Source organism: Halalkalibacter sp. APA_J-10(15), from assembly GCF_023017105.1.
Taxonomy (GTDB): Bacteria; Bacillota; Bacilli; order Bacillales; family Bacillaceae_D; genus Halalkalibacter.
The window spans coordinates 13,929-36,145 of record NZ_JALKEV010000001.1 but is presented as its reverse complement, the minus strand read 5'-3'; the positions used below and the strand labels follow the sequence as shown (position 1 = coordinate 36,145).

Annotated in this window: 20 protein-coding genes and 5 tRNA genes; 1 reads left to right on the top strand and 24 read right to left on the bottom strand. The window is 40.1% G+C overall.

Annotated features, from left to right (window positions below; all coding sequences use genetic code 11):
• Window positions 1-413: 413 nt before the first annotated feature.
• The 16 genes from MW695_RS00190 to MW695_RS00115 form a co-directional block, all read right to left on the bottom strand.
• Window positions 414-486, bottom strand: a tRNA-Thr gene (locus MW695_RS00190).
• Window positions 487-489: 3 nt separating this feature from the next.
• Window positions 490-565: transfer RNA gene (locus MW695_RS00185), tRNA-Phe, on the bottom strand.
• Between the two features lie 15 nt (window positions 566-580).
• A tRNA-Asp gene (locus MW695_RS00180) sits at window positions 581-657 on the bottom strand.
• Window positions 658-665: 8 nt separating this feature from the next.
• A tRNA-Glu gene (locus MW695_RS00175) sits at window positions 666-740 on the bottom strand.
• 14 nt (window positions 741-754) lie between these two features.
• Window positions 755-830: transfer RNA gene (locus MW695_RS00170), tRNA-Lys, on the bottom strand.
• Window positions 831-990: 160 nt separating this feature from the next.
• Window positions 991-2,277, bottom strand: coding sequence for an adenylosuccinate synthase (locus MW695_RS00165; RefSeq protein ID WP_247101394.1), 1,287 nt, complete (start codon window positions 2,275-2,277; stop codon window positions 991-993).
• A gap of 204 nt (window positions 2,278-2,481) precedes the next feature.
• A complete protein-coding gene (dnaB, locus tag MW695_RS00160) occupies window positions 2,482-3,846 on the bottom strand; it encodes a replicative DNA helicase (protein WP_247101392.1) in 1,365 nt (454 codons plus the stop codon).
• 76 nt (window positions 3,847-3,922) lie between these two features.
• Window positions 3,923-4,366 (bottom strand): 50S ribosomal protein L9, encoded by a 444-nt coding sequence (gene rplI, locus MW695_RS00155; RefSeq protein WP_247101390.1) that lies wholly within the window; start codon window positions 4,364-4,366, stop codon window positions 3,923-3,925.
• Window positions 4,367-4,369: 3 nt separating this feature from the next.
• Window positions 4,370-6,334 (bottom strand): DHH family phosphoesterase, encoded by a 1,965-nt coding sequence (locus tag MW695_RS00150; protein WP_247101387.1) that lies wholly within the window; start codon window positions 6,332-6,334, stop codon window positions 4,370-4,372.
• Between the two features lie 4 nt (window positions 6,335-6,338).
• Window positions 6,339-7,277: a YybS family protein gene (locus MW695_RS00145; protein ID WP_247101386.1), complete on the bottom strand. Its 939-nt coding sequence runs from the start codon at window positions 7,275-7,277 to the stop codon at window positions 6,339-6,341.
• Window positions 7,278-8,054: 777 nt separating this feature from the next.
• Window positions 8,055-8,288, bottom strand: a complete 234-nt coding sequence (rpsR, locus tag MW695_RS00140) for a 30S ribosomal protein S18 (protein WP_034745548.1) — start codon at window positions 8,286-8,288, stop codon at window positions 8,055-8,057.
• Window positions 8,289-8,356: 68 nt separating this feature from the next.
• Complete coding sequence (gene ssb / locus MW695_RS00135; protein ID WP_247101384.1) at window positions 8,357-8,833, bottom strand: single-stranded DNA-binding protein; 477 nt, start codon at window positions 8,831-8,833, stop codon at window positions 8,357-8,359.
• A gap of 25 nt (window positions 8,834-8,858) precedes the next feature.
• On the bottom strand, window positions 8,859-9,146 hold the full coding sequence (rpsF, locus tag MW695_RS00130; RefSeq protein WP_247101382.1) for a 30S ribosomal protein S6: 288 nt from the start codon (window positions 9,144-9,146) through the stop codon (window positions 8,859-8,861).
• A gap of 369 nt (window positions 9,147-9,515) precedes the next feature.
• Window positions 9,516-10,616 (bottom strand): redox-regulated ATPase YchF, encoded by a 1,101-nt coding sequence (gene ychF, locus MW695_RS00125; RefSeq protein WP_247101381.1) that lies wholly within the window; start codon window positions 10,614-10,616, stop codon window positions 9,516-9,518.
• A gap of 245 nt (window positions 10,617-10,861) precedes the next feature.
• Window positions 10,862-11,059: a DUF951 domain-containing protein gene (locus MW695_RS00120; RefSeq protein WP_035346616.1), complete on the bottom strand. Its 198-nt coding sequence runs from the start codon at window positions 11,057-11,059 to the stop codon at window positions 10,862-10,864.
• 61 nt (window positions 11,060-11,120) lie between these two features.
• Window positions 11,121-12,143 carry a YkvI family membrane protein gene (locus MW695_RS00115; RefSeq protein ID WP_247103039.1) on the bottom strand — a complete coding sequence of 341 codons (1,023 nt, stop codon included), beginning with the start codon at window positions 12,141-12,143 and terminating at the stop codon, window positions 11,121-11,123.
• 100 nt (window positions 12,144-12,243) lie between these two features.
• Here MW695_RS00115 and yyaC point away from each other — a divergent pair, with 100 nt between their 5' ends.
• Complete coding sequence (gene yyaC, locus MW695_RS00110) at window positions 12,244-12,876, top strand: spore protease YyaC (protein ID WP_247101377.1); 633 nt, start codon at window positions 12,244-12,246, stop codon at window positions 12,874-12,876.
• A gap of 156 nt (window positions 12,877-13,032) precedes the next feature.
• Here the strand turns inward: yyaC and MW695_RS00105 are convergent, their stop codons facing one another.
• The 8 genes from MW695_RS00105 to mnmE form a co-directional block, all read right to left on the bottom strand.
• On the bottom strand, window positions 13,033-13,734 hold the full coding sequence (locus MW695_RS00105; RefSeq protein WP_247101376.1) for a DUF554 domain-containing protein: 702 nt from the start codon (window positions 13,732-13,734) through the stop codon (window positions 13,033-13,035).
• A gap of 18 nt (window positions 13,735-13,752) precedes the next feature.
• Window positions 13,753-14,901, bottom strand: a complete 1,149-nt coding sequence (locus MW695_RS00100) for an aminotransferase class V-fold PLP-dependent enzyme (RefSeq protein ID WP_247101375.1) — start codon at window positions 14,899-14,901, stop codon at window positions 13,753-13,755.
• Between the two features lie 100 nt (window positions 14,902-15,001).
• Window positions 15,002-15,853: a ParB/RepB/Spo0J family partition protein gene (locus MW695_RS00095; RefSeq protein WP_247101374.1), complete on the bottom strand. Its 852-nt coding sequence runs from the start codon at window positions 15,851-15,853 to the stop codon at window positions 15,002-15,004.
• Window positions 15,834-16,607: a ParA family protein gene (locus tag MW695_RS00090; RefSeq protein WP_247101373.1), complete on the bottom strand. Its 774-nt coding sequence runs from the start codon at window positions 16,605-16,607 to the stop codon at window positions 15,834-15,836. Before MW695_RS00090 ends, MW695_RS00095 begins: the two co-directional genes overlap by 20 nt.
• Before the next feature lie 349 nt (window positions 16,608-16,956).
• On the bottom strand, window positions 16,957-17,841 hold the full coding sequence (gene noc, locus MW695_RS00085) for a nucleoid occlusion protein (RefSeq protein WP_247103038.1): 885 nt from the start codon (window positions 17,839-17,841) through the stop codon (window positions 16,957-16,959).
• Between the two features lie 329 nt (window positions 17,842-18,170).
• Window positions 18,171-18,884, bottom strand: coding sequence for a 16S rRNA (guanine(527)-N(7))-methyltransferase RsmG (gene rsmG, locus MW695_RS00080; protein WP_247101372.1), 714 nt, complete (start codon window positions 18,882-18,884; stop codon window positions 18,171-18,173).
• 28 nt (window positions 18,885-18,912) lie between these two features.
• The gene (gene mnmG / locus MW695_RS00075) at window positions 18,913-20,799 is read right to left on the bottom strand and encodes a tRNA uridine-5-carboxymethylaminomethyl(34) synthesis enzyme MnmG (protein WP_247101371.1); all 1,887 of its coding nucleotides are present in this window, start codon (window positions 20,797-20,799) and stop codon (window positions 18,913-18,915) included.
• A gap of 24 nt (window positions 20,800-20,823) precedes the next feature.
• The gene (gene mnmE, locus MW695_RS00070; protein WP_247103029.1) at window positions 20,824-22,194 is read right to left on the bottom strand and encodes a tRNA uridine-5-carboxymethylaminomethyl(34) synthesis GTPase MnmE; all 1,371 of its coding nucleotides are present in this window, start codon (window positions 22,192-22,194) and stop codon (window positions 20,824-20,826) included.
• Window positions 22,195-22,217: the final 23 nt, after the last annotated feature.

Sequence of the window (22,217 nt, the reverse complement as noted above, 5' to 3'; positions counted from 1 at the left end):
CTCACATCCCCATGTAACAAACGAGACCATCGACACTTAAATTAACCGACCTTGATGAACCTCATTCCATTATTCTTTGTTTCTGTATTATCTTGTAAATATGACAAGGCAAGTTAAAAAAATAGGTAGAGGCTACTTATTAGAAGTGCTACAAGCCAAGATACTGTTTAATTCATAAAAAGCGTAAGCAACGATTTAATCCAGGTGCTCTTAACAAAGCTATGTTATACGATACGGTCAATTAGCATGAAGTAACAGACTACATCATAAGAGGAAACGATGGTGTCGATTTTGCCACACTTATGAAGAAATTGGAAAAAGAAGACTTTTAAGCCCTTTTCCTTTTCCACTATAAAATCCAAATACCTAAAAAACACAAAAAATCCGCATGAATTCTCACACGGATTTGAAAGTGCCGGCCAGAGGACTTGAACCCCCAACCTACTGATTACAAGTCAGTTGCTCTACCAATTGAGCTAGACCGGCAAATGGTGGCTTGGGACGGAATCGAACCGCCGACACATGGATTTTCAGTCCATTGCTCTACCGACTGAGCTACCAAGCCAAAATTCATATAAAGTGGCGGTCCGGACGGGACTCGAACCCGCGACCTCCTGCGTGACAGGCAGGCATTCTAACCAACTGAACTACCGGACCGAATAAAGTGGTGACCCGTACGGGATTCGAACCCGTGTTACCGCCGTGAAAGGGCGGTGTCTTAACCGCTTGACCAACGGGCCACTTTATCAAAAAATGGTGAGCCATGAAGGACTCGAACCTTCGACCCTCTGATTAAAAGTCAGATGCTCTACCAACTGAGCTAATGGCTCTTGTTTTGCTTAATTCAAGAGCCTGTACTCTTGACGACAAGATTTATAATATCACACAAAAAAAAGACGTGCAACTACTTTTTTAAAAAATATAAACGCTAACGTTTTGAGAAGCAAGTACATACAAAAAGCGTATACACTTGCTTCTATTTTATTTCAATTATGCAAAAACTCCGCGCACTAAATTCGTTTGATCACGATCTGGACCTACAGAGAAGATCGTTAATGGAATACCTGTAAGCTGTGAAACACGCTCAATGTAATGACGAGCATTTACCGGTAGCTCATCTAACGACTTCACACCTGTAATATCCTCATCCCATCCAGGTAGTTCCTCATAAACTGGCTCACACTTAGCCAACGTCTTCAGACTTGCCGGAAACTCTTCAATGACTGTCCCACGATACTTATAGGCTGTGCAAATCTTTAATGTTTTAATCCCTGTTAATACATCGATTGAATTTAACGACAGATCGGTTAACCCACTCACGCGACGAGCATGGCGAACAACGACACTATCGAACCAACCGACACGACGTGGGCGCCCTGTTGTTGTCCCATATTCATTTCCTACCTCACGAATTCGATCGCCAATCTCATCATGAAGCTCAGTAGGGAATGGCCCATCGCCTACACGAGTTGTATAAGCCTTTGAAACACCAACAGCTTTTGTAATCTTCGCTGGACCGACTCCAGAACCAATCGTTACTCCCCCAGCAATCGGATTCGACGACGTGACAAACGGATATGTTCCCTGATCAATGTCTAACATAACACCTTGAGCACCTTCAAATAAGACACGACGTCCATCATCTAATGCATCGTTTAATACAACAGATGTATCACATACATATTGTGCAATTTGTTGACCATATTCATAGTACTCTTCAAGGATTTCCTCTTTCGTAAATCCTTCTACCTCATAATATTTCTCAAATAAACGATTCTTTTCTTCTAGAATACGTTCTAACTTTTCCTCAAACACTTCTTTATCTAATAAATCGGCAATACGGATTCCAATTCGTGCAGCCTTGTCCATATAAGCAGGTCCTATGCCCTTTTTCGTTGTTCCAATTTTATTAGCGCCTTTACGCTCTTCCTCAACGATATCAAGCTTCAAATGATAAGGAAGAATCACATGGGCACGATTACTAATTCGTAAATTGCTCGTATCAACCTGACGTTCATGCAAATAAGCAATTTCCTCCACGATCGCTTTCGGGTCTATGACCATTCCATTACCAATGACACAAACCTTATCTTTATAAAAAATACCAGAAGGAATTAAATGTAGCTTATATTTCACACCGTCAAACACGATCGTATGACCTGCGTTGTTTCCCCCTTGATAACGGGCGACAACCTCTGCTCGCTCTGAAAGGTAATCGGTAATTTTCCCTTTCCCTTCATCACCCCATTGTGTTCCTACAACAACAACTGATGACATGACATGCACCTCCGCATTAGCCTTTAGTAAGTTTAGTTTTCCAAAGCCACTGATTAGTATACCAACTCCTCCTCATAGCGTCAATGTAAACACGAACATTTATATATTTCTTACATAACTTCGTTCGACTGTAATTCGTTTTTTGAGTGAGAATCAGCAAAAAAAGCGACCAAAAAAGAGAAATTTCTTTAATGGCCGCTTCATTTATGCACCTGGTGGCATATTACTTTCATCATGTCTACGATCTAAATTAACAAATTTATTATATTCCTTCACAAACGCTAATTCCACCGTCCCAACCGGACCGTTACGTTGTTTCGCTATAATGATCTCAATAATATTTTGATTTTCCGATTCTTTATCATAATAATCATCACGATAAAGAAAGGCGACAATATCAGCATCCTGCTCAATACTTCCCGATTCACGAATATCAGACATCATTGGCCTCTTATCCTGTCTCGACTCAACACCACGAGAAAGCTGGGATAAAGCAATAACAGGTACTTCAAGCTCACGAGCAATTTGCTTCAGTGTACGAGAAATCTCTGATACCTCTTGTTGTCGGTTTTCGCCACTCTTGCCGTTCCCTTGAATAAGCTGTAAGTAATCAATCATAATCATACCAAGCCCTTGCTCCTGCTTCAATCGGCGACATTTCGCTCGGATGTCATTCACCTTCACTCCAGGAGTATCATCAATGTAGATACCCGCTTTCGCCAAACTTCCCATCGCCATTGCAAGCTTCTGCCAATCTTCGGCATTTAACGCACCTGTTCTCATTCGCTGCGCATCAATATTGCCCTCTGCACAAAGCATCCGCTGTACAAGCTGACTCGCTCCCATCTCTAAGCTAAAAATCGCTACATTCTCCCCCGTAGCCGTTGCCACATTTTGAGAGATATTTAACGCAAAAGCCGTCTTACCGACGGAAGGTCTTGCTGCAACAATAATTAAGTCATTACGTTGAAAGCCTGCGGTCATTCGATCAAGCTCTTGGAAGCCTGTTGGAATTCCTGTAATTTCCCCTTGTTGGTTTTGTAGCATTTCAATCTTTTCATATGTCTCAACTAAGACATCTTTAATCGAAATAAAAGCACTCGTGTTTTTACGCTGCGCTACATCTAAGATGGTTTTCTCCGCTTCTGACAAAATCGTATCGACTTCTTCTTCACTTGCATAGCCGTCAGCCGCTATTGATGTTGAAACTTTAATTAACCTTCGCAAAATCGACTTCTCTTCGACGATTTTCGTATAATATTCCACATTTGCAGCTGTCGGTACAGAATTAGAAAGGTCACTTAAATACGCAATACCGCCAATATCATCAAGCCACTTTCGATCTTGTAACTCTGAGGTCACTGTTACTAAATCTACTGGCTCGTCTTTTTCCGACAAATCGAGCATCACCTCATAGATTCGCTGATGTGAGGCTCGATAGAAATCATCAGGGGCAAGTCGTTCAGAAGCGGTGACAAGAGCATCAGCAGATAGAAAAATAGCCCCTATGACCGCTTGCTCTGCTTCGATATTTTGTGGTGGTGTACGATCTGCAAATAAATCACTCATGCCAGTACCGCCTTTCTCATAATGATTTTTAAAGAGGGTATCGCATCTCTCTTTTGCGACACCCTCCGCTATTTTCTTATTCCTCTACAACGTGCACTTTAACAGTGGCAATAACCTCTGGATGTATTTTAATTGGTACGTTCGTATAGCCAAGTGCACGAATGGGATCATCTAGCATAATTTTACGCTTGTCTACCTTCTTCTTCATTTTCTTTAACGTTTCAGCAATTTGCTTTGTGGAAACAGCTCCGAATAAACGGCCACCTTCTCCTGCTTTTGCTTTTATTTCTACTGTTAAGGCCTCTAGCTCCGCCTTATAATCCTGAGCTGCCTTTAACTCTTCATCTTCCTTCTTTTGCTTACTTTTCTTTTGTGCTTCTAAATTCTTCACGTTACCTTGCGTAGCCTCAACGGCCAAGTTATTTGGTAACAAATAATTGCGAGCATAGCCTTCTGAAACATTTTTTGTTTCGCCTTTTTTCCCTTTTCCTTTTACATCCTCTAAGAAAATCACTTTCATTAATTATTGACCTCCTTCGATATATTGATCAATTGCTTCCTGTAGCTTTTCCTTCGCTTCCATAACCGTTATATCTGTTAATTGAGTCGCTGCATTCGATAAATGCCCTCCACCATCAAGTGATTCCATAATAATTTGAACATTCACATCACCTAATGAACGAGCACTAATGCTTACATAGCCATCCTCTCGCTTGGAAATGACAAAAGAAGCAACAACATCCTTCATTGACAATAACGTATCCGCAGCTTGAGCAATAATAATTTGGTTATATGATTTCGTTTCGCTTGCTGTAGCAATCGCAAAACCATCTCGATACGTTTCTGCACTTTTCACTAGCTTCGAGCGTGCCACATATTGATCTAAATCTTCCTTCAAGAGCTTTTGAACGAGCGTAGTATCTGCTCCATTTGAGCGAAGGAAGGATGCCGCATCAAAGGTTCTCGCTCCTGTTCGGACAGCAAAGCTTTTCGTATCAACGATAATCCCAGCAAGCAATGCTGTTGCTTCTAGTCGGTCCATCTGTAGACGCTTAGGCTGATATTCAAGTAGCTCTGTAACAAGCTCTGCCGTCGATGACGCATATGGCTCCATATAAACAAGCACAGGATCCTCAATAAACTCTTCACCACGCCGATGATGATCCAAGACGATGATGCGCTCAACCCTATTTAATAATTCTGGTTCGATCACCAATGATGGCTTATGCGTATCAACGATAATTAAAAGCGTATCTGATGTGATTTGATCCTTTGCTTCTTCAGGAGTAATAAAGTGCGACCATAAGTAATCATGCTCCTCTATTTCCTCCATCAGCTTTTGAACCGTGTAATTAATATCATTCGGGTCTAAAACGATGAAGCCCTCCTTATCGTTGACCTCAGCTAACTTCTGAACCCCAATTGCCGCACCAATTGCATCCATGTCCGGATTTTTATGCCCCATTATGAGAACTTTATCACTTTCTGTCACAAAGTCGCGCAGTGCATGAGAAATAACTCGCGCTCTTACACGCGTACGCTTTTCCATCGCGTTCGATTTCCCACCATAGAAACGAACACGACCGTTTGTGCGCTTAATAGCCACTTGGTCACCGCCACGTCCAAGTGCAAGGTCTAAGCTTGATTGCGCGATTTTTCCTAATTCACGCAAATCGTCTTCATCTGTCCCTACACCAATACTAAGCGTAATCGCTAATTTTTCTTTAGCCGTTCGCTCACGAATATCATCAATAATTTCAAATCGACTTTCTTCCATTTCATTAAGCGAGTAGGCATGCATAACCGCAATAAAACGATCCGCCGATGTTCTCCTTAAATAGACCCCATAATAGTCAGCCCACTCATTTAACGTCTTCGTTACAATACTCATCATCCGTCCGCGAACTTGATCATCGATCCCCTGCATCACTTCATCATAATTATCTAAATAAAGCATCGCTAGAACGGTTTTAGACTGATGAAATTGCTCTAAAGCCTGCTCTTGCTCCGTCACATCAATCATATAGAGCAATCGTTCTTGAGGCTCAATCGTTACTTGGTAAATGGACTCATCTATGTGTAAAAGCCCTTCCATTGTTTCCTCTTCTAACCATTTTTCAAGCTCTTCACTAATCACACTTAGAGGACAATCAATGAGCTTCTCATCAAAGGTTGAGGTCATATACGGATTGACCCATTGAATCGTATGTTCTTCATTGTACAAGAGTATACCAACGGGCATCCTCTTGACCGCTTCTTCCCCTGCTTTCGATACACGTGAGGATAGAGTCGAAATATAATTGATTAAGTCGCGCTCAAACGCCATTCTTGCTTGAATCGTGAAAACAAGTACGACCCCTAATAAGAGGAAACCAATGACTCCTACCTTCCAATTGTACCATGCGACAAAACTAACAAATCCAGTTGCAACGATAAAGAGAGCAATGACATGATACCCGTGCCAGCGATTTAATAAAAAGTTTGGCATATCGTCAGCTCCTATTATCCTGGCCAGCAATGCGCTTACGCAAATCAAAGCCTAAGTCAATAATTCCTACTATACGAATAATCTCAATGATTGGTAAAAGGATGAAGGATGCTACGACAATGATAATAGGGAGAGCGATAGAAACTTTTTTATGATGACAATAAAAGAAAATAAAAGCGAATCCTTGAATTGTCAAAACAAACCCTAATAGCATCATCAGGTTTTGCACAACCGTAAACATCACTGTTCCTTCTTCAACACCGATTAAAGCAACAATAAGTACAACTAAATAATACCATAAGAAGCTTTTCGGAAACGCCCAATGACGAAAGGGAGGCAATTTCTTCACATCATGTCCTAATCTTTTTAAAACGAAATAACTAAGAAGCACCGTAATGATCGCTAATAGGATTCCTGAAAAGACAATGGCTACCGGAGCTAAATACAGTAATGTATCCAATGCTTCATCAAGCATCTCAGTATTCATTTGTCCCATTCCACCTAATGTACGCTCAACAAGCTCCATTTGATCACGTGTTAAATCAGCTGCTAGCTGCATAGGACTTTGTCCAACTAACAGAGTCATACCGACGAATAAGAGCAAAATATGTACGATATATGCCAAAGATGCACCTAGCAGAACGGCAAAGCCACTCAAGCCTCGACGGTGAATCTCACCAATCACCATACCAGCTGTTCCAAACATGATAGCCGGAATTATTGCTAATACCCCTCCACCTAGAATAAAGCCTAAAAAGGAGGAAACAAGTAATAATACCGTCCCGGCCTTCAGCCCTCGACGAAATGTGAAAACGACAAAAGGCAATGGCAACGCCCACATTATAATCGTGTTTATTAGTGGAACATATAGAGTGAGAAGTAATAGAATCGTAACGATAGCAGCCAATATGGCTCCCTCTGTCATCGTTTTTGTATCTCTCACAAATACACCTCATTTTTCCGATCTTTTATATCTTTATAGATATTCCTTTATATTTTACCGTAATTAACAGGAAAGTTAAAGCATACAAAGGTGAACATCCTATTACATGTGTTGTTTCTTTATAAAATACCATGGATATTGGCATCATTTAATAAGTGATTGTCGTTGGTATGAAGATCCTCAAGTTATAAACAATGGTGGAAATGGCCTATGCATGCGTGTGATAAATCTAGTAAAAATAGGAAATATGTATCTTAATAAAGGAGTTTGGAACAATAATCAGATTGTTTTAGAAAGTTGGATGGAAGACTCTACTGCCCCTCAATATCTTACATATAGAGATATCGGATATTATACTCGCCACTGGTGGACGAAGCGTATTTTTTAGGATCAGCCTTGGAACGAGCAAAATCATTATTATTTTGCTTTGGGGTACGGTGACCGTTGTTGAAGTAGCGAGTAGGATAATCAAGAGCGTATTTTGATCAATTTTTCAAAACACGCTTTTTCTATTTGCTCTTTTATCAAGGTTTATAGAGTTAATTTAATTTATTCAATTTTTATTTCAAGGCCACATGGATGTCGTCTTCTAACATATTCTGACTAGAAAGCTTTATGAGCTTCTTCCCTTCCTGCTATTCCAGAAACCCTTCATTTTCCCACCCTATTTAGGTAAACTCGGCTTTGCTATTATGAACTTAGATGAAATTAAGCGGAATGTTAAAAAAAGCACGACAGAGACTGTATCTCTATCATGCTTTGTTTTGATATATCTAATTAGTTAACATCATTCACATATGGCAATAATGCGATTTGACGAGAACGCTTAATGGCAATTGTAAGTTGACGTTGATACTTCGCTGACGTTCCAGTTACACGACGAGGTAAAATCTTACCACGCTCAGAAATGAAACGTTTCAAAAGGTCAGTATCTTTGTAATCGATTTTCGTAATTTTGTTTACAGTGAAGAAACAAACCTTACGACGCTTTGGACGACCACGACGAGCCATTTGACAGCACTCCTTTCCTTTTAAATTGTATTCTATTCACACAACCATTCATTAAAGGTGAGAGGTAATTAAAACGGTAAATCATCATCTGAAATATCAATTGGCTTGCCATCATTTGCAAACGGATCATCAAAGCCAGATGGACGATTTGGTTGCTTACCAAAGTCGTTATTCCCTGCTGAACTTGGAGGTCCGCCAAATGATTCATTCCCTGCCCCTCCACTATTACGAGGCTCAAGAAATTGTACACTTTCTGCAACGACTTCTGTGACAAAGACTCTACGGCCTTCATTGTTGTCATAGCTACGTGTTTGTATACGGCCATCCACTCCCGCTAAACTACCCTTTTTCAAATAGTTTGCGACATTTTCAGCTTGCTTCTGCCAGACGACACAATTAATGAAGTCAGCCTCACGCTCCCCTTGCCGATTCGAAAATGTCCGATTCACAGCAAGCGTAAAGTTAGCAACAGCAACTCCATTTGGTGTGTAACGCAGTTCAGGATCACGCGTTAAACGTCCAACTAGCACGACTCGGTTAAGCATTCATACCCCTCCCATTTTCCATTCATTATTCTTCGTCTTTTGTAATAAGAACACGAATAATGCTTTCGTTGATCTTAACAAGACGGTTAAATTCTGCAATCGCTTCTGAATTAGATTGTACATTTAGCAATACATAGAAACCCTCGCGGAAATCATTAATTTCATATGCTAAACGACGCTTACCCATTTCATTCACCTTTTCGATTTCAGCACCATTCGTTGTAAGAACATTATTAAAACGTTCAATTACTTCTTTAGTTGCTGCCTCGTCTAGGTTTGGAGCGATGATGTACATAATTTCGTACTTACGCATTCCGATCCACCTCCTTTTGGTCTAACGGCTCCACTAACGGAGCAAGGAGCAAAACTCATCAAAATAAGTCATTTTACTCACATTCCAATATTATAACAGATCGTTCACTGTACCGCAATCTCTTTCCCTTAAAATAAGTATACTAAGAGAAAACGCGGTAGCAGGTACACTGGAAGTTTGGTTGATAAATTTCCAGTGTACTCTATGAAAAGAAAAGCTGGTGACTCCACAATGCATAGCGCTATGGAGTCACCAGCTTCCCTCGGAAAGCGAATTATATATCAGGAGCGGTATATTTGCACCAAATGTATTTGTTCGGTTTCACATTAAGAGGAATACTTTGCTTTCATCTATCATCACTGCATTTAATTACACATTAAACCTAAAATGGATAACATCTCCATCTTGAACGATGTACTCTTTTCCTTCTAAGCGAACTTTCCCTTTTTCCTTCGCTGCATTCATTGAGCCAGCTTCCATTAAGTCATCATACGATACCGTTTCAGCTCGAATGAAGCCTTTCTCGAAATCAGTATGAATAATCCCTGCCGCTTGCGGCGCTTTCGTTCCTTTTCGGAATGTCCATGCACGCACCTCCTGTACACCGGCTGTGAAGTACGTTTGTAGGCCTAATAGCTGATAGGCTGCGCGAATTAATTGATCTAATCCTGACTCCTCAATACCGAGCTCTTCAAGGAACATCTCCTTTTCGTCACCTTCAAGCTCAGCAATTTCTGATTCAATTTTTGCACAAACAACAATGACTTCACTATTTTCTGCATGAGCAAATTCTTTTACCTTTTGTACATACTCATTATCATCTGGGGCTAATAGGTCATCTTCGCTCACATTTGCTACATATAAAACAGGCTTAATCGTTAGCAAATGAAACTGCTTCACGATAGCCAGTTGTTCATCCGTGAAATCAATGCTTCTTGCAGGCTTCTCTTCTTCAAAAGCCTCCTTAAGCATTTCTAACACTTCAAGCTCAGCAACGGCTTCCTTATCTTTTGTCTTCGCTAGCTTCGCCACTCTAGTAAAGCGCTTATCAACCGTTTCAAAGTCCGCAAGAATTAACTCTAAATTAATCACCTGAATATCACGAAGCGGGTCTACCCCACCGGAAACGTGCGTAATATTCTCATCTACAAAACAACGAACGACATGTGAGATCGCATCAACTTGGCGAATATGGGAAAGGAACTTATTTCCTAATCCTTCTCCTTTACTTGCACCTTCGACAATACCAGCAATATCTGTAAATTCAAAAGCGGTTGGGATCGTTTTCTTCGGTGTTACAAGCTCTGTTAGCTTTTGTAAACGTACATCTGGTACTTCAACAATTCCGACATTCGGATCAATCGTACAGAACGGATAATTTGCTGATTCAGCTCCTGCTTGTGTAATTGCGTTAAATAACGTTGATTTTCCGACATTTGGTAACCCTACAATTCCTGTCGTTAAAGCCATTCGGTCACTTCCTTTTCTATTTCAACTTCCACTTCATCTATTGATCATAATCATTCCAATTATAGTGAGTTTGGATTAAAAATACAACCTATTGTCAAAAGGCATTGAAAAAGATCATTTTTTCAATACTCTATTAGCAACGTACAGTGGCAAAGCTAAATCTTTGATTAATACTACCAGGTACATTCCCATAGTAAAAGGCATCATAGGAGGACTTACCTCTTCTATAATGCCTTCACACCGTTTTAAGTTGAAGCGCGTTCTAGAACTCGCTTCATTTTCTTCAGAAATTCTTTACGAGGTAGCATGACACTGTGCTGACAGCCTAGACACTTAATCCGAATGTCCATCCCCATCCGAATAATTTGCCAACGGTTTTCACCACAAGGATGCTGCTTCTTCATTTCAACTACATCATGCAAAGCAAATTCCTTATCTGACATGCCATGATCCTCCTTCTTCATTAATCCTCTTTATTATACATGAATTGATCGCGAAAATGAATCATTTCACGATGGAACGATGATGTAATATTGGATATAGTAAAATCGCCGCCAATACATACAAGTTCAACACACCGTATAGTGGATATAAAACCGAAATTAAAGTCGAAAAGCCAAAGGTAGTTAATGGAGCCATGATGCTCACAATTAGTAGGGCAATGAGCCATGCAGGGCCCTTCAACCATTCTCGCATACGTGAAAGAAGACCAAATACCCCCGCCGCTGCAGTCGTATAAATCGCCAACCATAATAGCCCAGACATAACGAGCACCATAAAATAAGGATAATGCTTTAGTATCGCAAATAATGGGATTTCATAGAGCATGATATCACCAGATACTTGCAAGAGCGATTCATTATAAAGATACGAAATCCCTCCTAAAATAACACCACTCCCTATACTTGCGATCCAGATCTCCCCTTGACGGTTAACCTCTTTGCCGACCGCACTTAAGACCGCTATTAACGGTAAAATATTCAAAGCTGTAAATGTTAAGGCTGACGGCCAATTATGCTGCTGTTCAACTCGAAATTGAATCGGAAACCCTAGTAATGATTGAAAGGCAATAAGGACACCTAATAGAAAGACAATCAATACTGGAATGATAAGGGCGTTCATCGATGTCATTCCACGTGTATCCCATAGAAAGAGAATGACAACCATTCCTCCAATAAAAACGGTTCCTAGCCAGTATGGAACATGAATAACCTCTAACGTAGCTCCGCCACCAGCAAGCATAATAACCGTTACAGAAAACAAATAGATTAGGATCATACAATCATACATTCTCGCTAGTTTTTTTCCCATAATTTCTTGGAGAACCGGTAGATAATGAGACGATTGCTGCTTTGCACTTATCGATAGAATGATAAAGCAAGAGCTAGCAAATAAAACAGAAAACAACATGATCGCTAGTCCACTTTCAGCACCAAAAAACTCCCATAACTCCCTACCTGAAGCATATCCAGCCCCAATCATTGTTCCTATGATTAAGAACATCCACTTAAAACCATTCGCCCACATAACCGTCATTCCTCTCTTTTTTCCTCTTTCTTCACTCTCTATGTATAGAAAGGAAAAATGCACCGTATACTGTTACTACTATGGCAAAGGAGGCGATGTTATGAGTACAAACCATCGTCTATTCATAAAAAAGGAAGAACAAGCTCGTTTTCACTATGATGATCCACAAGCTATTAATCAAATGGCTAGTATCCTTCATGAAATGACCGCTTTCTTTACAAAAAGGGATCTCATTATTATTTGTATTGGTACTGACCGCTCAACAGGTGACTCATTGGGGCCACTTATTGGATCAAAGCTTGAAGCAGCTTCATTACGCAGGTTCCATGTATACGGAACATTGGAACATCCCTTTCATGCCGTTAATATGGAAGAACGACTAGAGAAGATTAAAAGAGATCATTGGCGTCCGTTCATTATCGCCATCGATGCTTGCTTAGGACAGCTATCCAGTGTTGGCTATATGACGTTGGCCCACGGACCTGTACAGCCAGGAGCTGCCGTTTCGAAGAAGCTCCCGCCAATTGGAGATATCCATATGACGGGCATTGTAAATGTTGGAGGAATGATGGAGTTTTTTGTCTTACAAAACACACGTCTTCATACGGTGATGGAAATGGCCGATTCAATGGCAAAGGCAATTGTAAAAGCCGATCAAATGCTTCCAAATCAAGAACGGATTCCTACATTCTTTGAAGCATTGAAACGAAAGGGAAAATCAGCTCTATCTTAAAAGCACTGTGCCCAGTCGTTCTATGTTTCGACGAAAACATAACGAGCTGTGCCAGTGCTCTATCATTCTACAGGGGGGATTTTTGTAAACCTTCAAAGTTTTATTTTATCAGGTAGCGTCGACATCACTTTTTAAGTAAAGCCATCCACGGTTTACTTATATCAAGTACAATATTGTGACGATCACAGCAACTACGACAATTCCCGGTAATAGGTTTGCCACCCTAACCTTCAATAACCCAGCAATATTTAAACCAATCGCCATGATCATAACACCACCTGTCGCCGTCATCTCGACAATAAATTGATCCATCAGTGCTTGAGGGACATATTCATAAATTTGCGTCGCTAACAAAGCAATTCCCCCTTGATACAGAACAACCGGGATAGCCGAAAAAATCACTCCTATCCCGAGCGTCGATGTAAATAACATGGCTGTAAAACCATCGAGCATTGATTTCGTATACAAAACAGAATGATCTCCTCGTAAACCACTATCTAATGCTCCTAGTATAGCCATCGCCCCTACGACATATATGAGCGTTGTTGTCACAAATGCCTTCGCGATTGAGCCTTCTTCAGCTGCACCAAGTCGTTGTTCAATCCACGCTCCTACTTTATTTAATCCTCCTTCAAGATCTAGAATTTCGCCAATAATCGCTCCTACAACTAAACTAGCAATAACAATTAAAAACTGTTCACTCTTTAATGCCATATCAAGCCCTAACACAACAACAGCTAATGCAATGGCTATCATAATCGTTTCTCGCATTTTATCTGGAATTCTTCTAATTAATAACCCCATTAAAGAGGCTACAACGATCGCAAGCCCATTCACAATTGTACCTAGCAACACCATTTTTTCTACTCCTCACTATTAAAACGCTTCACTTATATCTTGTAATGCTTGGATAAGAGTATCTATTTCATCTAATTTATTATACGGTCCAAAGCTAACTCGGATTAATCCTGTATCAACTGTCCCAAGCGCTTGATGAATGATCGGAGCACAGTGTAATCCAGCGCGAACGGCAATATGATAATGCTCATCCAGAATCATCGCTACCTCATGGCTGTCTAAACCGTCCAATGTAAACGAAGCAACAGCAACCCGCTTTGTTAAATCTGTTGGTCCAACTAGCTTCAATCCTTCTATTTTTTCACTTTCTGAAACGAAGTGCTTGAGTAGCGATTGCTCATGCTCGTAAATGTCATCTAGTCCTCTCCTATTAATTTCATCAATCCCTGCTGCTAAACCAACAATTCCTGGAGTATTCAACGTACCCGCCTCATACCGATCAGGCCATGATTGTGGCTGATAAGGTAACTCAGAATAACTACCTGTCCCCCCGACAATCAATGGAGTTAAACCATAATCGTTTTTACTTATTAATACACCTGTTCCTTGTGGACCAAGCAATGATTTATGTCCAGCAAAGGCAAGAAGATCAATATGGTCCTCCTCCATTGAAAGAGGGAGTGTCCCCGCTGTTTGTGAAGCATCAACAAACAAGACGACATTCTTTTGCTTGGCGTATGTTGAAATGTCCCGTATTGGTACAACGGCACCTGTTACATTTGAAGCATGGGTAATCGCAATTACGACCGTACGGTTCGTCATCTCTTCTATCACGTTTTCAGCTACTATAAGTCCTGAAGCATTTGGTTCAATAAAAGACACATCTATTTCTTTTTCCTTCATTAATTGTTTAAGCGGACGGATGACTGAATTATGCTCAAACATCGTTGTAATCACATGATCCCCTTTTTTAAATGGGAATCCTAATATTGCTTGATTAATAGCCATCGTCGCATTTTGATAAAACCATACATTCTTACTACTAGGTGCGGAAAACAATTGCGCCACTTTTTTCCTAGCACCTTCAACGGCGAGGCGAGCTTGCTCTGCTAATCGATGACCACCTCTTCCAGGATTCGCACTGTATGTAAGAACCGCTTCCGACATCGCCTCTGCGACTTTCTTCGGCTTCGGGTATGATGAAGCAGCATGGTCAAAATAAATCATTTCATTCACCCTTTCTACTACTAATTGTTCCTGATCAGTCTTAAGAAAAAAGCCGTTCGATGAAGGTCCACCAAACGACTAAAGGAATATTCTTTTTATATTATGCATGATTTGATTCTAATAATTGAATAATACGCTCTAAGTCATCGTCAGAAAAATAATCAATTTCAATTTTTCCTTTTTTCTTTCCTGGCTTAATCATGACAGATGTTCCTAATCGTGCTTGTAACACCTCCTGTTTCTCAAGCAAAATAGGAGGGAGTGAGACTTTTTTCTTTTTTGTTTCACGTGGAACATACGAATTCATTTCATTGACAAGTGACTCTAATTCACGAACGCTTAGTTTTTCTTGTAATACTTTCTCAAGCAAAGGAGATAACTTCTTCTTATCCTTCAAGCCTAATAAAGCTCGACCATGCCCCATCGACAGCTTACCATCTGAAATGAATTGTTGTACAACGTTTGGTAATTGCAACAGTCTCAGATGATTAGCAATATGTGGTCTACTTTTCCCTACTCTCTGAGAAAGCTGATCCTGTGTCACATTCAAATGCTTCATTAGCTTTTCATAAGCCAATGCTTCTTCAATTGGATTTAGATCTTCCCGTTGTAAATTTTCAATTAATGCGAGCTCCATCATTTTTTGTTCATCGAGCTCTTTTACAACAACCGGTACTTTCTTCAAGCCAGCTTCCTTCGCTGCTCGGAACCTTCTTTCTCCTACGACTATTTCGTAGCCTTTAATTGATTTCCTAGCAATAATTGGCTGCAAAACCCCATGCTCTCGAATCGAATCGGCTAATTCAGAAATGGCCTCATCTGAAAATGATTTACGTGGTTGATACGGATTGGCTCTTAAATCTGAAAGAGAAACTTGCTCCACTTTCTCATCCATGTCCTCTGAATGATCGGGAAAAAACGCCTGTAGTCCTTTACCTAACCCTTTCGCCACTCGCAATCACTTCCTTCGCTAAGTCTACATACACTTCTGCACCACGGGATTTTGAATCATATGTAATGATCGGCATCCCATGACTCGGTGCTTCACCTAATCGAACATTTCTCGGTATAATCGTTTCAAATACTTTCTCTCTAAAGTATTTTTTCACTTCTTCTATCACTTGTATCCCTAAATTCGTACGCGCATCTAACATCGTTAATAATACGCCTTCAATAGCCAGATCAGTATTTAAATGCTTCTGTACAAGCCTAACTGTATTTAATAATTGGCTTAATCCTTCTAACGCATAATATTCACATTGCACTGGAATTAAAACTGAATCTGATGCAGTTAGAGAATTAATGGTCAATAGACCAAGTGAAGGAGGACAATCAATGAAAATAAAATCATACTCCTCAGAAATGGTAGCTAATGCCCTTTTCAAGCGTACTTCTCTTGAAATGGTCGGTACTAGCTCAATTTCAGCCCCTGACAGTTGAATAGTAGAAGGGATGACATCCAAACGCTCAATGGCAGAAGAGCAAATGACCTCTTTAGGATTGAGATCTTCTACTAACACATCATACACACATTCATCTATATCGCCTTTTTCTATTCCAATACCACTCGTCGCATTTCCTTGTGGATCTATGTCAACAATCAATACTTTTTTCCCTAAATGCGCTAAGCATGCACTTAAGTTTACAGCGGTTGTCGTTTTACCGACCCCACCTTTTTGATTTGCAATGGAGATGATTTTCCCCAACACTGTCACCTTCTTTCCATCCTACAGTTCGTCTTTTATTTTAACACACTTTTTGTTTCACGTTTTTATAAAGTTTTCTTACATTTTAAGAGATTGTTCAAAAGAGATCGTTTTAAAAGCAATAAAAAAATTTGGCGTCAACTTTTTCGAGGCCATCTAGTTTCCTTTTTTGAATGAACTTGAAACAATGGGCGTAGTCGCTACATCTTTTAAAAGTCTTGTGATCAATAATTTCTGGCGATAAGACGCGTAGCATTCAAAGCCATTGCGATATTTTTTGTTGCTATTTGAACATACTCTTCAGCAATTTGTCATTTCGCGAAAAAAGTAATCTATCTTCTTCGATAGATTACTTTTTCGGAATCCGTATCGTAAATTGATAGAAATCCTCATGCTCCTCTTCATCTGCATCAACGGTTAGACCACTTTTAACGACCATATCAACCGATTGACGGATCGTATTCATCGCAATCCTCATATCCTTAGAGTATGCTTTTCGTTTTGGTACCTTCTTCTTTTCACCATTTTGCTTTTCTAAAATAGCTCGAACACGCTCTTCTGTTTGCTTGACATTTAAATGCTTTTCAAGCACTTCCTCTAATACTTTTTCTTGTAATTCAGTATTCTTTAAAATTAATAATGCTCTTGCATGTCTTTCTGTTATATGACGTCCCATAATGGCTTGTTGGACTTTTTCTGGAAGATGTAATAGACGAATTTTGTTTGCAATTGTTGATTGACCCTTCCCTAACCGTTGTGCAAGGCTTTCTTGTGTGAGTCCATGTAATTCAATTAATTTCGCGTAAGCGATCGCTTCTTCAATGGATGTTAAGCCTTCTCTTTGCAAATTTTCAATTAATGCAACGGAAGCTGTCTGTGAGTCGTTAAATTCCTTCACAAGTGCAGGTATCGTTTCCCAGCCTAACGAAGTGACAGCTCGCCAACGTCTTTCGCCTGCAATAATTTCATATTTTTCATCATAAGCACGTACAACAATCGGTTGGATAATCCCATGCGTCCGTATTGTTTGCGCTAATTCAGCGATCCGCTCTTCATCAAAAATAGTACGAGGTTGAAAACGATTCGGGACAATATCCTTAATAGGAATTTCTCTTACTTCCTCGTAGTCGTGTTGTTCCAATTCCTTTATCTCTTCTATTTCTTCGTTCCCTAACTGCTCTTCTTCAGCTTGCTTGTCCCCCAAGCCAAAAAGGCGCGAAAACGGTTGCTTCATCGCCATGACACCACCTTTTGATTGTAACCCATCTTACTCATTTCGACGTTGACCGTATAATTCCTTCTATTTTCCTACCTCATTTATATCCTTGAAATGACGAACCGTCAAGTAAAAGATAACAAAATGCAGTGGCGTCTTTTCTACATTGCATCGCACAGAGAGTCGTTACAACGATTTTGTGTTGTTCTGAACGCGCGCTTCTTTCAGATTAACGTGTAACGCACGAAGCCGATCCCCCCGAATTCACTTACGCACCATTTACACCAAACTTGTTCAACAGTTCCAATTTTTAAACCTGCAACCAATGTTTCACGTGAAACATTGGCTTATAACGGTGTTTTATTTGGCATTCCAGGCTTACGAGGATATTTCTTAGGTGTTTTCTTCACTTTCGTAATATGAATAATATGTCGTTCACTTTCCTCTATCGGGAGATTGAAGGAATAATCCCCTTTAATCTCCCCTCCTAATATCTCAATCCCCTTTTTAGCATCATCTAGCTCCGTTACTCCACCAGATGCCTTCATCGCTAGAAAGTCTCCACCTTCTTTTATGAGGGGTAAGCATAATTCAGATAAAACAGAAAGTCGTGCAACAGCTCTTGCTGTAACAATATCAAAGGATTCACGAAAACGTTTATTCTGACCGAACGTCTCTGCACGGTCATGGTACAATGATACTTTTTTCAAGCCTAATGTTGAGACAAGGTGCTCTAAAAAGCCAATTCTTTTTTTAAGCGAATCGACAATACTAACATTTAATTGTGGAAAGAGGATCTTAAGTGGAATACTCGGAAATCCTGCCCCAGCTCCAACATCAATTAAATGTTTTTCACCTTCAAAAGAATAATAAAACGCTGCACTAACCGAATCATAAAAATGCTTTAAATAGACATCATTCTCAGCGGTTATAGCTGTTAAGTTCATCTTTTCATTCCATTCTACTAACAACTTGTAATACAGGTTAAATTGATGTAGCTGATGATCAGATATCAAAATTCCTTGTTCGGTTAATTGTGATGAAAAAGTCTCTTTGAACATATCAAATCTCCACACTTTTCTTATAACATTATTTGATTTTAGCTAATCTACCTTGTTCTAAATAAACAAGTAAAATGGAAATATCAGCTGGATTCACTCCCGAAACGCGCGAAGCTTGGCCTACAGAAAGCGGTCGTACTTGGCTAAGCTTCTGTCTCGCCTCCGTCGCTAAACCATTAATTGAAAAATAATCAAGATTTTCTGGAATTTTCTTATTTTCCATTTTGCGAGAGCGTTCGACTTGCTGAAGCTGCTTTTCAATGTAACCTTCATATTTCACTTGAATTTCAACTTGCTCCGCTACATCTTCATCTACTTCAACTTCAGGACCTTCAATAACTTTCGCTACATCTTCATACGTCACCTCTGGTCGTTTTAGTAGCATCGTTGCTTTTACCGCTTCTTGTAATGGCGCTGAACCAACCTCTTCTAACATGCTTGCTACTCGCTCATTAGGCTTAACTATGATTTTGTCTAATCGTTTCGTTTCCTGTCTAATTTTTTCTTTTTTATCAATAAATCGCAAATAGCGTTCTTCTTTTATAAGACCAATGTTATATCCAATTTCTGTCAACCTTAAATCGGCATTATCATGACGTAATAATAGACGGTATTCTGCTCTAGAAGTAAGTAAACGATACGGCTCATTCGTCCCCTTCGTTATTAAATCATCAATGAGAACGCCAATATATGCATCTGAACGATCAAGCACGAGACTCTCTTCACCTAATGCTTTTCGAGCAGCATTAATCCCAGCCATTAACCCTTGACCAGCAGCTTCTTCATAGCCAGAAGTCCCGTTAATTTGCCCTGCGGTAAATAAACCTTCAAGCCGTTTCGTTTCCAGCGTTGGCCATAATTGAGTCGGTACAATGGCATCATACTCGATGGCATAACCAGGACGCATCATCCGAACATTTTGCAATCCAGGTATCGATTTTAAAATTTGTAGCTGCACCTCTTCAGGTAAACTCGTTGATAACCCTTGAACATACACTTCAGACGTATTACGCCCTTCTGGCTCTAAGAAAATTTGATGACGAGGCTTATCGTTAAATCGCACAATTTTATCTTCAATCGATGGACAATAACGAGGTCCCGTTCCTTCAATCTTCCCAGAATACATCGGTGAACGATTTAAATTATTCGTGATTAGTTCATGTGTCTCTTGACCTGTATACGTTAGCCAGCAAGGAAGTTGATCGGTAATATACTTAACTGTTTCAAATGAAAATGCCCGTGGCTTCTCATCACCTGGTTGAATTTCTGTTTGCGAATAATCAATCGTACTCGCATTGACTCGTGGTGGAGTTCCTGTTTTAAATCTGACAATATCAAACCCGAGTTCCTTCAAGTGGTCAGCCAGCTTGACAGAAGCCTTCATGTTATTCGGACCACTCTCATATGATAATTCACCTAAAATAATCTTTCCTCTTAAATAAGTTCCAGTCGTCACAACGACTGTTTTCGAGCGGTATTTAGCCCCTGTATTCGTTACAACTCCTTGACACACACCATCTTCAACGATTAACTCATCTACCATACCTTGTCTTAATAGTAAATTTTCCGTTTCTTCAATTGTTTTCTTCATCTCGTGCTGATACATAAATTTATCCGCTTGCGCACGTAAGGCTCGAACAGCAGGGCCTTTACCTGTATTTAACATTCTCATTTGAATATGAGTTTTATCAATATTTCGTGCCATTTCACCGCCAAGTGCATCAATTTCGCGAACAACAATTCCTTTTGCTGGGCCACCAACTGATGGGTTACATGGCATATACGCAACTGCATCTAAATTCAATGTTAACATTAACGTATTGGCTCCCATACGTGCAGCAGCTAACCCTGCTTCAACGCCAGCATGACCTGCCCCAATAACAATCACATCAAACTCACCAGCTTCGTAATTCATGATAGGAACCTCCTTTTTCATTATTTATTTTCCTAAACAAAACTGGGCAAATAACTGATCAATTAAACTTTCCTGTACACTGTCACCGATGATTTCTCCCAATAGCTCCCATGCTCGAGTAATATCGATTTGAACTAGGTCAATCGGTACATCCATCTCGATCGCTCCTAGTGCATCTTCAATCGTTCCCTTTGCTTGCTCTAATAAAGCAATATGACGAGAATTCGAGACATACGTCATATCATTTTGATCAATATTCCCTTCAAAGAACAAAGACGCAATCGCTTCTTCTAGCTCTTCAATTCCTTTATCACGTAGAAGCGATGTTGTCATAACAGGTCTCCCATCAGCCAATCGCTTCACTTCAGTAAGATCTATCTTCTGCTCAATATCCGTCTTATTTACTATGACAATCACATTCATGTTACGAGCCGCTTCAAAAAGAGCGACATCTTCTTCCGAAAGCTCTTCTCCATAATTTAACACGAGTAAGATAAGATCGGCCTCTTTCAACACTTGGCGCGATCGTTCCACTCCGATTCGTTCAACAATATCTTCTGTTTCCCGAATTCCAGCTGTATCAATTAACCGTAACGGCACACCACGAACATTCACATATTCTTCAATCACATCTCTTGTCGTCCCAGGAATATCTGTGACGATTGCCTTGCTATCATGAACAAGACTATTCATTAACGACGACTTGCCTACGTTCGGTCTTCCAATAATCGCTGTAGAAATCCCTTCTCTTAATACTTTACCTTGTGAAGCTGTGACTAACAATTTATTTATTTCCTTTTTGACATAATCTGCTTTCTCACGCAATAAATCATGAGTCATCTCTTCAGCATCATATTCAGGATAATCAATATTCACTTCCACGTGAGCAACCGTTTCAAGCAACGCTTGCCGTAATGCTTGAATATGCTTTGACAATCTTCCTTCTACTTGATGGAGAGCGACATCCATAGCGCGATCTGTTTTGGCACGAATCAAATCCATTACGGCTTCTGCTTGCGAAAGATCAATCCGCCCATTTAAAAAGGCTCGTTTCGTAAATTCACCAGGCTCGGCTAAACGTGCGCCAAGTCTTAATGCAAGCTGTAGAACACGATTCACTGACATAATTCCGCCATGACAATTAATTTCGATAACATCTTCACACGTAAATGTCTTTGGTGCTCGCATTACCGTAACCATTGCTTCTTCTATTCGTTCCTTCGTACGCGGATCTTCAATAAAGCCGTATACGATCGTATGAGACTCCACTTGTTCGAGTGATTGCTTTCCATTATACATTTGATTAGCTATCGCTATCGCATCTTCACCACTTAAACGCACAATCCCAATTGCCCCTTCACCAAGAGCTGTAGAAATCGCCGCGATTGTATCCATTTCCACTCTGATCACCTCCGACA